Below are 14370 nucleotides of genomic sequence, written 5' to 3'. Positions count from 1 at the left end.
CGGCCGGGATTGCATCGGAGGCTTCTGACCGACATGAGCGAGCCCGTTCCGCTTCCACGTTCGGCAGCGGAGCGGGCTCTCGTCTGGATGGAGCGCGTCTTCTGCGGCTCACGGCCAGCAGGTGGCCGCTCCAGGCGGGCTCAGGCCGGGGCGCGGGCTGGTCACTCGCAGCCGCGCGCCTTCACCGAGAACGTCGGGATGTCGAGCTGGGCGACGCCGGTTGCTCCGCCGGTGACCGCCGCTTCGCCACTCTCGAAGCGCAGCTCGTACTCGCCGCTGCCGCGGCAGGCGTAGTGGTCGGTGTAGGTGCTGGTCGAGCCGGTCCACGCGATGTCGACCTTGTTCGAGCGGTCCTCGGTCCAGCGCCGGCGCCCCTCCTTGTACAGCGACAGCCGGGAGTCCATCGAGTAGTGGGCGTTGTTCCACAGGACGCCTCGGTACCAGCACTTCAGGCTGACGGTGTTGGCGGGTTCCAGGGTGGACCCTGCGGGTGCCGAAAACCCATCCGTGCAGGTCGCAGGCTCGATGGGCGCTCATACCCCTCAAATCGAGAGGTCGCGTGAGGAACGGCATGCTGATCTGTCGCGCTGCTGCGCCTGGCCTACCTAGCCACCACGAACACCTTCTCATTCATACGGCCCCTACCGATGGCCGATCGTGACAATGAGATCGAGATCCTGGCACTCTGGCATCAGCCGACGGTCCTGCAGCGGCAGGTGCCCAAACCTGGGTTCACTCCGGAGGACCGGTTCCTGCTTTCGGGCCTGCTCCACCATTTGCCGATGGACAAGCTGCGGCAGCCGGTACTGCTGGTCCGCCCGGGCACCCTCATGCGCCGGCACTCGGCAGCCGCCGATCCATCCGCGCCCTGGCGCTGCGGCTCGCACGGGAGAACCCCTCCTGGGGCTACCGGCGCATCGAGCGGGGTCGTCGTCGTGGCGAGCGCGTACGCGATGCCTCAGGCGAGCTCACCCGTGCCGATCAGGACGAGTGTGGTCTTGGACAAACGGTGAGGCTCCTGGAATTTCATTGTTCTGGGAAATGAATTCCGGCCCGGGTTCGCCGGGCCGGAAAACATTGTGATGATCCACACGAACTACTATCAAACGCCTTGAAAACGATAATTCGTAAAACGAAACATCATTTGCGTGAAGCCAGTTCTCTATCGATCAGGTCGAGACTGTCGGCGATTTCCGCGCCCGCGATCGCGTCGGGTAATTCGTCCTCCATGAGGCGCAGCGGGCGATAGGCCAGTCCCAGCGCGCCCCAGGCCACGAGCACCACTCCGGTAAGCGCCAGCAGCAGCGCGACGCCGCGCCCGTCGCCGACGCCCACCAGATCGCCCACCCAGGTGCCGTCCAGTGCCCCGCCGGGATTCAGCAGCGGCCCGAACCACGCCGACAGGGCCGGAGCCGTCAGGAACGCCAGCGGCGTCATCGACACCGCCAGCATCTGGTTGGTGGCCAGCACCCGCCCCTGCAGGTCGAGCCCCACCTTGAGCTGGATGATCGCCAGCCAGTGGGCGTTGAGCACGCTCAGGAACACCCACGAGACGAAGCCGCCGACCGCCGCCACCCAGACCGACGGCTGCAGGCCGATGAGCACGATCCCGAAGCCGAAACCGCTGACGAAGCCGACCATGCCGATCGCGCGGCGCCTGGTGCCGTTCCAGAAGACCATGACCAGGCCGCCCGCGACCGCTCCCAGGCCCTGCAGGGCGGTGACCGTGCCGACCCCGGCGACACCGCCGAAGCCCATCACCACGGGGACGGTGATGGCCAGGGCGAGCATGCCGAAGTAGTTCTCGATCGCGAAGAAGACGATCATGACCATGAGCGGGCGCCGCCGGACGAGGAAACGCCAGCCGCCCGCGATCGCCTGCCAGAACGACTCCTCCAGCCGGCGGAAGAGCCGGTCGGGGAAGCGCACCAGCAGCAGCGTGGCCAGGCCGAACAGGAAGGTCACCACGTCCACGGCGATCACGCCGTGCACCCCGACCAGGGTGATGAGCGCCGCGCCGGCCAGCGGGGCGATCAGCATGCCCAGGCCGGTGCCCAGATTGGCCAGCGCGTTGGCCTGCATCAGGTACGGCTTGGGCACCAGCTGCGCCACCGCCGCCAGGTAGGCCGGCCGGTGGAAGGCGGTGACCAGCGACAGCACCGCCGCGATCACGCCGACCTGCCAGACCTCCAGCCGTCCCAGCCACAGCAGCACCACGAGCGCCGCCGTCGCCAGCGCCGAGACGCCGTCACAGGCGAGCATGACCAGGCGCCGGTCCACCCGGTCGGCCACCGCTCCGCCGAGCGGCGAGGCGAGGACGGCCGGCAGCAGCGCCAGCATGGTGACCAGCGCGTAGTCGGAGACCCTGCCGCTGGACTGGTAGGCCCACACGCCCAGCGCGAAGGAGGTCAGCGCGTTGCCCAGCAGCGAGGCCGTCTGACCGGCCGCCACCGTGTAGAAACGGCGCAGATCCCGGCGAGCCTGCTCGCCGACCACCTCGACCGTCTCCAGCGGCTCGGGCACCCGGCCCGCCTCCCAGCTCGACAGGTGGCCGTCGATCAGCTCGGCCAGCCCCTCCGCCTGGTGCTTGATGAAGTAGTGACCCGCCTTCGGGATGGCGGCCAGCTCCACCCGGTCGGCGAAGGCGCCCCACTCCCGGTACCGCTCGGTGTACAGCTCGGTGGCGCGGTCGCGCTCGCCCACGACGCACAGCACCGGGGCGCGCAGCTTGCGCGGCGACTGGAGCTCGCGGGTGAACCAGGCCTGCGCCTGCTCCACGTCGTGGCGCAGGCCGCGCACCATCACCGAGACGTCGCCGGCGTCCTCGGCCATGCCCAGGGTGCGCAGGAAGTCGCGCTGGGCCCGGTCGTTGCTCCACCGATGGGCGGGGAAACGCCGGTTCCACCACTGCGAGAGCCGTCCGGGAAGCTGGGCGTCGGGGAAGCTGCCGCCCACGATCAGGCCGCTCACCTCGACACCCGCCGCCTCCAGGCGCAGCGCGAGCTCCGTCGCGACCGCCGAGCCGACGCAGTGGCCGTACAGCGCGACGGGCCCGCCGCCCTCCAGCTCGGCCGCCAGCCGGTCGACGACCTCGCCCAGCGGCAGCATCGCCTCCTCCGGCCTGGCCGGATCGTGGCCGGGCAGCTCGACCGCCAGCACCGCCGTGCCCTTGCCGCCGAGCTCGGCGGCCAGCGGCCCGAAGGAGGCCGCCGAGCCGCCGCCGTACGGCACGCACACGAGCGTACGGCGAGCGGTGCGCGGACCGGCCAGGCGGTGCAGCAGCCCGCTCCCGACCTGCGACCCCGCCTCCAGATGGGCGGCCAGCTCGCGCACCGTCGGCCTGGTGAACAGGTCGATCACCCGCAGCGACGGATCGATCAGCTTGATCGCCTTGATGGCGCGGAAGGAGTCGCCGCCGAGGGCGAAGAAGTCGTCGTCGATGCCGAAGTCCTGCTCGGGGAGCACCTGCGCCCACGCCGCCGCCACCCTCAGCTGCGCCTCGGTGCTCGGGGCGACGCGATCGGCGACGGAGATCTCCGGCGCGGGCAGCCGTGCCCTGTCCACCTTGCCGAGCGGGGTGAGCGGCAGCTCGTCCAGCACGACGATCGCCGCGGGCACCATGTAGTCGGGCAGGCGTTCCCGCAGGCCCGCCCGCAGGTCGGCCACGTCGACGCTCGCCGGCGCGACCCAGGCGGCCAGGCGGCGCGAGTGACCCTCGCCGACCGGCAGCACCGCCGCCTCCGCGACCCCCGGCTGCTCCTGCAGGGCGCTCTTGACCTCGCCCAGTTCGACACGGAAGCCGCGGATCTTGACCTGGTCGTCGACCCGGCCCAGGAACTCGACGAGGCCGTCGGCGTTGAGCCGTACCCGGTCTCCCGTGCGGTAGCAGCGGTCGGCGCCCGTGACCGGGTCGGGGACGAACCGTTCCGCGGTCAGCTCGGGCATGCCCAGGTAGCCGCGCGCCACCGTGGGACCGGCGATCCACAACTCGCCCGGCACCCCGGCGGGCAGCGGTCTGCCGTGCCGGTCGACGATGTAGCAGGAGATGCCGGGCAGCGGGCGGCCGAGCGGCACCGATCCGGAACCGGTCGGCGCGGAGGGCGCGGCGCCGGCCAGCACCGAGACCGTGGTCTCCGTGGGGCCACAGTGGATCTGCAGCTCCAGGTCGGGCCGAGCTGCCCTGATCCGTCCGGCGAGCTCCCACGAGGTGGCCTCGCCCGCCAGGATGAGCAGCCTGCGCGGCAGCACCTCCGCCAGCTCGCCGTGGGCGGCCAGCAACTCCAGGTGACTGGGGACCATCTTGACCACGTCCACGCCGCCGACGTCGTACAGGGCGGGGTCGGTGGCGGCGTCCTGGTCGACCAGGTGCACGGTCTTGCCGCTGATCAGCGCGCCGAACAGGCAGGTGAGGATCAGGTCGGAGGCGATCGTGGAGACCACGCCGAACGAGTCGTGCTCGGGCCCCACGTGATCGCGCACCGCGTTGAGGTAGTGCACCAGCGAGCGGTGCTCGACGCCCACGCCCTTCGGCCGGCCGGTCGAGCCCGAGGTGAACTTGACGTGCGACAGGAAGTCCGGGCGCACCGCCACCCCGGGCGGCGCCTGCGCCTCCTCCAGCAGGTCCTCCAGCACCAGCGCTCCCGGGACGCGCCCGGCGTGCTCGCGCGAGGCGATGACCAGCCGCGCGCCCGCCGTCTCGGCCATGTAGGCCAGCCGGTCGTCGGGATAGGCGGGCTCCATCGGCATGTAGGCGCCGCCCGCCTTGAGCACGCCCAGCAGGGCGGGCACCAGCGCCGTCCCGCGGCCGGTCAGCACGCCGACCGGCTCCTGGGGCAGCAGGCCCCGCGCCACCAGCCGGTGGGCGACGCCGTTGCCGAGCCGGTCGGCCTGGCGGTAGGTGAGGCTGCCGTGCGCGTCGGTGGCGGCGATCGCCTCCGGATGGCGTACGGCCTGCTCCTCGATGAGCTCGTGCACCGGGCGCGACAGGTCGAAGCCCGCCCGGCGGCCGGCGACCTGGGGGCCGTCGACCGGTTCCAGCGCGATCGAGCCCACCGGACGCTCCGGGTCGGTCAGCATGCCGTCGAGCAGCGTCAGGTACCACGACGCCATCCGCTCCGCCGTACGCGGCTCGAACAGGTCCGTGCGGTAGGCCAGCATGCCCTCGTAGCCGTCGCCGGTGTGGGTGAACGACAGGTTGAGGTCGTACTTGGCGGTCCGCACCGGCGGCTCGAAGACCTCCACCCCCAGGTCCGGGAAGGACGGTGGGGCCGGAGGGGTGTCGACGACGTTGAGCAGCACCTGGAAGATCGGCGTAGTGGCCAGGCTGCGTTCGGGGTGCAGCCGCTCGACGATGCGCTCGAACGGCACGTCACGATGGGCGAAGGCGTCCAGGGAGACCTCGCGGGTACGCGCCAGCAGCTGCGCTCCCGTCGGATCGCCTGACAGGTCGCAGCGCATGACCAGCGTGTTGACGAAGCAGCCGAGCATCGCATCGGCGTCCGAGTGCAGGCGTCCCGCCTCCGGCGCTCCCACCGGCACGTCGTCGGTGCCGCTGATCCTCGACAGCAGCGCCGACCAGGCCGCGAGGAAGACCATGAACGGGGTGCAGCCCCGCTCGGCCGCGCTCGCACGCACCTTCGCGGCCAGCTCGGGCGTCAGCCGTACCGGCACCTCGGCGCCCGTCCAGGCGGCCACGCTCGGGCGTGCCCGGTCGGTGGGCAGGTCCAGCACGCCCTCCAGGCCCGCCAGCCGCGCCTCCCACCAGGCCAGGTCACCCTCGGGGCGGGTGGCCAGCCAGGCGGCGTAGTCGCCGTAGCGCACCCGCGGTGGTGGCGGCGCCTGCCTGCCGCCCAGCCGGGCCGCGTAGAGCGCGCCGAGCTCGGCGACGGCCAGGTCGCGTGACCAGGCGTCGAAGGCGATGTGGTGGACGGTGAGCGCCAGCACGTGCTCGTCGGGTTCAACGCGGAACAGGGTGGCGCGGGCCGGGGGCTCGGTGGCCAGGTCGAAGGGCGTCTGCTGCTCGCGGCGCAGGCACTCGGCCAGCTCGTCCCCGCCCACCTCCGCCAGCCGCACCGGGATCGTGTCCGCGGGCAGAGCGGTCGTGGTCTCGCCGTCGACGGTGCTGCGCAGGACCGGATGGCGCTCGGCCAGGTCGTGCACGGCGCCGAGGAGGGCGTCGGGGTCGAGCTCGCCGGTCAGGCGGATGGCGGTGGGCACGTTGTAGGCGGCACCGTCGTCGAGTTGCGACAGGAACCAGAGCCTGGCCTGGGCGGGGCTGAGAGGCGTGGGACCCTCGGCCACGGGGATGCCCGCGGGCCGCTCGCCCAGCGCCCTGCGGCCCGCCGAGAGGCGGGCGGCGAGACGCTGCTTGACCCGCTCGTCACTCATGGTCATCGCGCGCCTCCCTCACGGAAGTCGCCCGCCTCCGCCTCGCCGTCCAGGTCGGCCAGCAGCAGCGCTTCGACGGCCGCGGCGAAGGTTCCCAGCGTCGGCCGCTCGAACAGCAGCCGCACCGGCACCTCCAGCTCCAGCACCTCACGCAGCCGCCCGGTCACCCTGGTCGCCGCCACCGAGTGCCCGCCCAGAACGAAGAAGTCGTCGAGCACGCCGAGCCCGGTACGCTCCAGCACCTCCGACCACACCTCGGCGACGAGCAGCTCGGCCTCCGTCTCCGGCGGCGGTGAATCGGCCACGGACGTGCGCACCGGCTTGGGCAGCGCCCGCCGGTCCACCTTGCCCGAGGACGTGGTCGGCATCGCCTCCATCGCCACCCACTGGCCGGGCACCATGTAGCCGGGCAGCCGCTCCCGCAGCCGGGCCTCCAGGACGGCGAGATCACCCGCGCCGACCACGTAACCCACCAGCTGGTCACCGTCCACGACGGTCACCACCGCGTCCGCCACGTGCTCGCGCAACACCGCCTCGATCTCGCCGAGCTCGATGCGATGGCCGCGCACCTTGACCTGGTGGTCGCGGCGGCCCAGGTAGTCGAGCGACCCGTCGGCCCGCCACCGGGCCAGGTCGCCCGTCCGATAGCGGCGCTCGCCCGGCACGAAGGGGTCGTCGCCGAACACCGTCGAGGGCCGTCCCCGGTATCCACGGGCGACGCCCGCGCCGCCGATCCACAACTCGCCCGTCGCCCCGCGCGGCATGAGCCTGCCCGCCTGGTCGAGCACGTAGGCGCGCTCGCCGGGCAACGGCCTGCCGATCGGCACGCCGTCGTCCATAGGTCCTTCGAGGAGGGCGAGCGTGGAGTAGATCGTGGTCTCGGTCGGGCCGTAGGCGTTCCACAGCCGCCCCACCCGCGCCGCGAGATCGCGGGCGAGTGCGGGGTCGAGCGCCTCGCCCATGCTCAGCACCTGCATCGGCGCGCCCGCCCAGCCGGCGGCCATCAGCATCCTGAGCGTCGTCGGCGTCGCGGTCATCAGGGTCGCGCCGGACGCCTCGATCCTGCTGGCGATGGCGTGGCCGTCGACCATGCTGTCGCGGTCGAGCAGTTCCACGCGCAGGCCGCAGGCCAGTCCCGCCCAGAAGTCGAAGCCGAAGACGTCGAAGGAGAACGGGGTCAGGCCCAGCATCACCTCGCCCGGCCGGATGCCGACGGTCTGGCGTACGGCGGCGACGAACGCCGCCAGGTTGGCATGCGTGACCTCCACGCCCTTGGGGCGGCCGGTCGAGCCGGAGGTGTAGAGCACGTAGGCGAGGCCGCCCGGCTCGGCGGCGACGTCCTCGGCGGTGACGTCCGGGAGGGTGTCGATGTCGATCACCTCGACGCCCAGGCCCTCGGCCACCGCCCGCGTCTGCGCCGTCGCCAGCACCACCTGGGCGCCTGAGTCGTCGACCTGGAAGCGCAGCCGTTCGGCCGGATGCTCTGGATCGAGCGGCACATAGGCGGCACCGGCCCGGGCGACGCCGAGCACGGCCACGGTGAGCCTGCGGTCACGCGGCAGGCACACGCCGACGACGACCTCGCCGCCCGGATCAGCCGGAGGACCGCCGACCAGGGCGTGGGCGACGCGGGCCGAGCTCCGGGCCAGCTCGCCGTACGTCAGCGTGCCCGTCCCGTCGTCGACGGCGATCGTGTCCGCCTGCCGTACGGCATGCGCCAGCACGGCGTGCACCGCGGTCGGCGGCACGTCGGCGGGCAGCGCCTGACCCGCGCCCAGCTCCAGCAGCGCGGCCCGCTCCTCCTCGCCGACCAGGTCGAACCCCGACACCGGCCGGTCAGGCGCGCCTGGCACCTGCTCGACGAGGCGCACGAACCGCGCGGCCAGCTCCTCTGCCGCAAGCCGCCCGAACAGGTCCTCGTCGTACTCGACCTGCACCTCCATCCCGCGCGACCCGGCGTTGACGAACACCGTGCACGGCGCCTGCGCGCCGCCGCCGCTCACCTCGCCGAGCAGCTCGACCCCGCCGACCCGCACCGGTACGGCAGGCGGCTGCAGGGAGAGCACCACCGGCGTGAGCATGGCCCCGCGGGGCCGTTCGACCCCGGACACCGCCAGCCGCTCGTGCGCGGGCAGCGCCATGTGGTCCATGGCCCGGGCTGTGGCCGCGGCCGACCGTGCGATCGCTTCGCGGACAGGCAGGTCGTGGTCGAGGCGCAGCCGTACGGGCAGGGCGTCCACCAGCGGTCCGACCAGGCTGTCGAGGCCCGGCCTGGCCCGGTCGGCGACCGCCGCCCCGAGCAGGACGTCCGCCCGGTCGGTCTGGGCGGCCACCAGCAGGCCCAGGATGGTCAGGTAGACGGAGAACGGCGTGGTGCCGCAGGCCGCGGCCAGGTCGCCGACCGCGGCGGCGGCCCGCTCGGGCAGCGGCAGCGTGACACGCCAGCCCCTGCCGCGTCCCGGACCGTCGCCGGTGGACAGCAGCTCGTACGGCGGAGCGGCTCCGGCCAGTTCGTCGGCCCAGTGGGCGCGCAGCGGCTGCAGCCCGGCGACAGCCTGCTGCTCGGCCAGCGCGACATCGCCCACCTGGAAGGCGGGGGCGCCCGTGACGGCCGCCTGCCCCGTGCCAGGGACGTGACGGGCGAGTTCGGCCATGAGCAGGCCGATCGACCAGCCGTCGAACGCCGTGTGGTCGCTCGACACCACCAGGTCGGCACTCCCGTCGCCCACCCAGAGCAGGTCGGCGCGCAGCAACGGCGTGTCCGTGGTCAGGTCGAACCCGGCCACGGGCAGGGCGGTGACGTAGTCCTCCTGCCCGGCGACGTCCATGGACCGCAGGTCGTGCACCGTGACCGGCACGGGCTGCGGCGGCAGCACCGACGCTTCTGGGGTGCCTTCCGGGCCGGTGACGATGACGCTGCGCAGCACCTCGTGCTCGGCCACGAGCCGGTCGAGTGCCCGCTGGACGGGATCGGGCGTGTCGATGCCGTGCACGCGCAGCCGTACCGCGATCGCCGTGGCCGTGGTGCTCTGGCCGACCTCGCGCAGCAGCCACATGCCGTGCTGGGCGGCGGTGAGGGGGTAGCGGGTGCGGCCGTGGTGCCGGGTGAGCGCGGTGGCGGCTTGTGCGGCTTGTCCCGCGGGTTCCGCGGGTTCCGCGGCGACGTATTCGGCCAGTTCGGCGACGGTGGGGCGGCCGAGGAAGGCGGTGAGGGACACGCGGACGCCCAGATCGGCCTCGATGCGCGCGCAGGCCTGGGCGGCGGCCATGGAATGCCCGCCGAGGTCGAGGAAGTGGTCGTGGACGCCGACGGGATCCGGGATGCCGAGCACGCCGGCGACGATGCCGGCCAGGCGTTGCTCGATCACGGTGTGGGGCGAGATGCCTGGCGCGAGCTGCTCGGCAGTCCCCGGGTCGAGGTCCATCGCGGCCAGCCGAGCGCGGTCGATCTTGCCGGTGGGGCCGAGCGGCAGCCGCTCCATGACCACGACCCGAGCGGGCACCATGTGGTCCGGTAACCGCTCCCGCATCCACCCGCGCAAGCCGGCAGGCGTGGCGTCCCCCTCCACGTACGCCACCAGCCGCCGAACCCCCGCCTGGTCGGCGCGCGCGAGCACGGCCGCGTTGCGCACCTGCGGGTGCGCCGTCAGCGCGGCCCTGACCTCGCCGAGCTCGACCCGGAACCCCGCGACCTTCACCTGGTCGTCGTCACGCCCGGCGTAGACGAAGACCCCGCCCTCGACCCGGGCCTGATCCCCGGTCCGATAGTGGCGCTCACCCTCGTGGATGACGAAACGGGACTCCGTGAGCTCGGCCCGGTCGAGGTAGCCGCGTCCGACGAGCGGCCCCGACACCCACAACTCGCCCGTCTCCCCGTCGGCCACACGGCGCCCGTCGGGGTCACGTACCGACAGCACCGACCCGGCGTGTCCGAGCCCGATCGGAGGCTCCCCGGCAGAGTCGCGGGGGACGTCGTGAGAACCGCAGGTCACGGTGCACTCGGTTGGTCCGTATACGTTTACAACGCGGCGCACGCCCGGGTTGGCGTAGATCCGCTCCACCAAGGCCCGGGTCAGCGGCTCGCCTCCGGACACGACGGTCCGCACCCCGGCGGGCAGCGGCTGGGCCAGCAGCGAGACGAGCGCCGAGGGCGCGCCGTACACGGTGGTGACCTCGTCACGCGCGGGCAGACCGGGCAGGGCGAGCAGGTTGTCGGCGAGGATCACCGTGCCCCCGCAGATCAGCGGCAGGAACAGCTGGCTGACCGACGGGTCGAAGCAGATCGAGGTGGCCGCCAGCATGCCCGTGACCTCGTCGGCGAAGAAGCCGGTCTCGGCCGTCAGCAGGGCCATGAGGTTGCGGTGCTCGATGACCACGCCCTTGGGCAGGCCGGTCGAGCCCGAGGTGTACATGATGTAGGCGGCGTCGCCGTCGGCGCCGGGCACGTCAGGGGCGTGCGGAGCGGGCGCGGAATCGTGGGCGAGCACGATGGGAGTCCCCGAACCGCGCAGGACGCCGCGTCGCGCCACGTCGGCGGAGGTGATCAGGAGCTTGGCGCCGGAATCCCGGGCGATGTAGTCGAGCCGTTCCGCGGGATAGGCGGGATCGAGCGGCACGTAGGCCGCGCCCGCCTTCCAGACGCCCAGGAGTGCCGCGAGCATCGTCGCATCGCGGTCCAGGCAGACACCCACGGCCGCCTCCCGGCCCGCCCCGTGGCGGCCCAGATCGTGGGCGATGCCGTTGGCGAGGTGGTCGAGCTCGGCGTAGGTGAGGCGGGTGGTCCCCGCCACGACGGCGGTGCGCTCTGGGGTGTGACGCACCTGCTGTGCAAAGGCCTCGTGGACCCGTAACGCCATAGAGGTCTCCTCATCGATCACATACGACGCCGGTCAGCGTGCCATGATCCCGAGAAGAAGGTGATGATTTGTCAGGTTGCATTACCGTAACGTCATCGGTCGAGTCACCCCCTGAGCACCGCCCGCAACGCCTGCCCCAGGTGTGCCGCTGCTCATCGGCCGCCTAGTGGGACGTGGCGTTCGAGGCGTGGGAGCGGGCGCACCCGCAGCGCTGATACGGCCGGCGGGTGGTCGGGTGGCGATCGTAGAGCCATCGACGAAACACCCTGAAGGAGCACACCGACATGAACACCCTTAACGAGCAGGACCAGGTCACCCTGCGGATCGCCGCCTAGTACTCCAGTGACGCTTTGAGATCATGGCGAGGACACGCTTGGTGGTGACGTCGCCAGGTGGACCAGCGCAGAAGCTTGGTGATGGAGGGTGTGGGGCTGAGCTTGAGTGCGGCCAGGAGTCGACGGATCTCGTGGATGGTTAAGGCGATGGCCTGGTCACTGCCGGGGTCGGGCTGAGTGGCGACCAGGACGGCGAGGAAGACCAGGGCGAGCATGGCGAGAGTGATGTGCCGGTGCCAGGGTGTCCACCCACGGACCTGGTAGTGGTCCAATCCGACCTGGCCCTTGGCGGCCTGGAAGGGCTCCTCGATCGCCCATCGGATCCCGGCTGTGCGGACCAGGCGCAGCAAGGGCATCGGGGTGGGGGCGTAGCAGCGGTAGAAGGCCAGCTCGCCGGTGGTCAGGTTGCGGCGAATCAGCAGCCATCGCCAGCCGGGCAGGTGGGTGTCGATGCGAGCCCAGGCCCACGCGTAGATGCGGTGGCCTTTGGCGCCTGCTCCGGCGCTGTAGCGGTGCCGGTGCCGGTGCCGGTCGGCGACGGCGTGAGCGATCTGGAGAGCGGTCGTGTCCTGCCCGTCCAGGCGGACGCGCCGGCTGCCGGCGATGGCCAGCACGTAGCCGATCTGGCGTTCCTCCAACGCGGCGCGCAGGCGCGGGTCTTGGCCGTAGACCTCATCGCCGGTCACCCACGAGGTGTCGATCCCGGCGTCGAGGGCGGCCAGGATCATTGCGGTGACCAGGGCCGGCTTGGTGGCGAAGCCGACCTCGGCGGGGACGCCGGCCCGGTGGCACCGGTCGGGGCGGCCAGCCAGGAGCGCTCCGGCAGGTAGAGGCGGCGGTCGACCAGCGCCCGTCCGCGAGCGGTGGCGTAGGCCAGGAAGACGCCGATCTGGCAGTTGTCGATCCGGCCGAGGGTGCCGGAATGCTGGCGTTGAACCCCGGCCGAGCCGGTGCCCTTCTTGTCGAATCCGGTCTCATCCACGATGAGGGCCCGCCGGGCCCGAGGTGGTCGACCGCGTAGGCGCGCACGTCATCGCGGACCTCGTCGGCGTTCCAGGAAGCGTTCCTCAGCAGGCGTTGCATCGCCTGAGGCCCTGCAAGCCCGGCATGGTGGGCCAGGTTCCAGCAGTTCTTGCGGTCCACGTCGGCCCGCAGAGCGTGGACGTAGGCGGTCGCGGTACGGCGTGGTTCGACACGGGTGAATCGGTGAGCGATCCGGCCCAGGAGATCATTGAGGGTGACGAGCCATCGGTCAGGGGTTACGAGGTCGGCCGCGGCCACTGCGCGACCTACGGTTGTTCTCACAAACTCCGCATGATCACGCAGTGGCCCTTCTCATGCGTCCCAACCTCGAAGATCGCGAAGTGTCACTGGAGTACCAGTGCTGTGACCGGAAATGATCACCGGGTTGGCGGGTAGGACCTACCGGCCGATTGGATGGGCTGGTCTTGTTCGATTGGCGCTCGGGAGGCCCGGTGACGCAACCGGTCAAGGTCCGCAGGCTCACGGACCCGGAAGGCCAGAGGCTGCAGCGGATCGTGCGGCGCGGCACGATGAGCACGGTCCGCTATCGACGGGCGATGATCCTGCTGGCCTCGGCCGGCGGCAATACGGTGCCGGTCATCGCCCGCCTGGTGCAGGCCGATGAGGACACCATGCGCGAGGTGATCCACCGGTTCAACGAGATCGGGCTGGCCTGCCGGGACCCTCAGTGAGCGGGAGGCCGTCCCCGCCTGCTCAGTCCTGATGACGAAGACTTCGTCGCGCAGACGGCCACCCGCCCGAACAAGCTCGGCCAGCCCTTCACCCGCTGCTCCATCCGCAAGCTCCTCGCCTACCTGCGCCGCCTTCCCGGCCGGGCCATCTCGATCGACCTGGAGACCTTACGTACCCTGCTGCACCAACACGGGGTCTCCTTCCAGCGCACCAAGACCTGGAAGGAGTCTCCGGATCCGGACTTCGACGCCAAGCTCGATCAGACCGAGTACGCGCTGACGCAGCGGCCGAGGCGGACCTTCGCCTTCGACGAGTTCGGCCCGCTCGGCATCCGGCCGACCGCGGGGACTGGCTGGGCCCCGCAGGGTGAGCCGGACCGGCTGCCGGCCACCTACCACCGCACCCAGGGCGCCACCTACTTCCACGGTTGCTACTCCGTCGGCGACGACCTGCTGTGGGGTGTCAACCGGGCACGCAAGGGCATCGACCACACCTGGGCCGTTCTGAAGTCGATCCGCGCCGCCCGTCCGGACGGCGCCCCGATCTACGTGATCCTGGACAACCTGTCGGCACACAAGAACTGGCGCATCCGCACCTGGGCGAAGAAGAACAAGGTCAAGCTGCTGTTCACCCCCACGTATGCCTCCTGGGCCAACCCGATCGAGGCGCACTTCGGACCGCTCCGCCAGTTCACTCTGGCCAACTCCGACCACCCGAACCACACCGTCCAGACCGCGCACTGCACGCCTATCTACGCTGGCGCAACGCGCACACTCGCCATCCCGACGTGCCGGCCGCCCAACGACGCGAACGCGCTCGCATCCGAAGTGAGAAGGGCATCCGCTGGGGCTGCCGGCCACTCACACCAGCAGCCTGAATCCCGCATTCGAGCCGGTGGAGGTTTCCGATCACAGCACTAGCTGTCAGCAGGAAGAGCCGACGAGGTGAGATGACGGCCTCGTTCCGATGGGAGCGCGCGGAACGAGGCCGTTGTCACGCGCGGAGGGAGCGGTGAACACGACGACAGACAGCATGTTGATCATGGTGTGTACAGGGTTGGTACGGGCGAGCACCGG

General features: G+C 71.6%; 4 protein-coding genes and 2 pseudogenes. 2 read left to right on the top strand and 4 right to left on the bottom strand.

Annotated elements, in window-relative coordinates; translation table 11 throughout:
• Nucleotides 1-161: 161 nt before the first annotated feature.
• Complete coding sequence (locus AB0I67_RS39710; RefSeq protein WP_357935293.1) at nt 162-404, bottom strand: hypothetical protein; 243 nt, start codon at nt 402-404, stop codon at nt 162-164.
• A gap of 243 nt (nt 405-647) precedes the next feature.
• On the opposite strand from AB0I67_RS39710, the gene AB0I67_RS39705 reads away from it, so the two are divergent.
• Nucleotides 648-1013, top strand: coding sequence for a hypothetical protein (locus tag AB0I67_RS39705; RefSeq protein ID WP_357935290.1), 366 nt, complete (start codon nt 648-650; stop codon nt 1011-1013).
• Between the two features lie 127 nt (nt 1014-1140).
• Here the strand turns inward: AB0I67_RS39705 and AB0I67_RS39700 are convergent, their stop codons facing one another.
• The 3 genes and pseudogenes from AB0I67_RS39700 to AB0I67_RS39690 form a co-directional block, all read right to left on the bottom strand.
• On the bottom strand, nt 1141-6393 hold the full coding sequence (locus AB0I67_RS39700; protein ID WP_357935286.1) for an amino acid adenylation domain-containing protein: 5253 nt from the start codon (nt 6391-6393) through the stop codon (nt 1141-1143).
• Nucleotides 6390-11243, bottom strand: coding sequence for an amino acid adenylation domain-containing protein (locus tag AB0I67_RS39695; protein ID WP_357935283.1), 4854 nt, complete (start codon nt 11241-11243; stop codon nt 6390-6392). The genes AB0I67_RS39700 and AB0I67_RS39695 overlap by 4 nt, the downstream gene beginning before the upstream one ends.
• 526 nt (nt 11244-11769) lie before the next feature.
• Nucleotides 11770-12802 (bottom strand): annotated as a pseudogene (locus tag AB0I67_RS39690) (IS701 family transposase); the annotation flags it as partial.
• A gap of 251 nt (nt 12803-13053) precedes the next feature.
• Here AB0I67_RS39690 and AB0I67_RS39685 point away from each other — a divergent pair.
• Nucleotides 13054-14171, top strand: a pseudogene (locus AB0I67_RS39685) (IS630 family transposase).
• Nucleotides 14172-14370 lie beyond the last annotated feature (199 nt).

It is taken from the genome of Nonomuraea sp. NPDC050310, from assembly GCF_040655795.1.
Lineage (GTDB): Bacteria > Actinomycetota > Actinomycetes > Streptosporangiales > Streptosporangiaceae > Nonomuraea.
Note: the sequence above shows the minus strand (reverse complement) of the source record. Positions and strands in the feature narration are given on the sequence as shown.

Bases quoted from the DNA above. Each gene is read 5' to 3' on its own strand.
- AB0I67_RS39710 (WP_357935293.1), bottom strand. From the start codon at position 404: ATGGACTCCCGGCTGTCGCTGTACAAGGAGGGGCGCCGGCGCTGGACC.
- AB0I67_RS39705 (WP_357935290.1), top strand. From the start codon at position 648: ATGGCCGATCGTGACAATGAGATCGAGATCCTGGCACTCTGGCATCAG.
- AB0I67_RS39700 (WP_357935286.1), bottom strand. From the start codon at position 6,393: ATGACCATGAGTGACGAGCGGGTCAAGCAGCGTCTCGCCGCCCGCCTC.
- AB0I67_RS39695 (WP_357935283.1), bottom strand. From the start codon at position 11,243: ATGGCGTTACGGGTCCACGAGGCCTTTGCACAGCAGGTGCGTCACACC.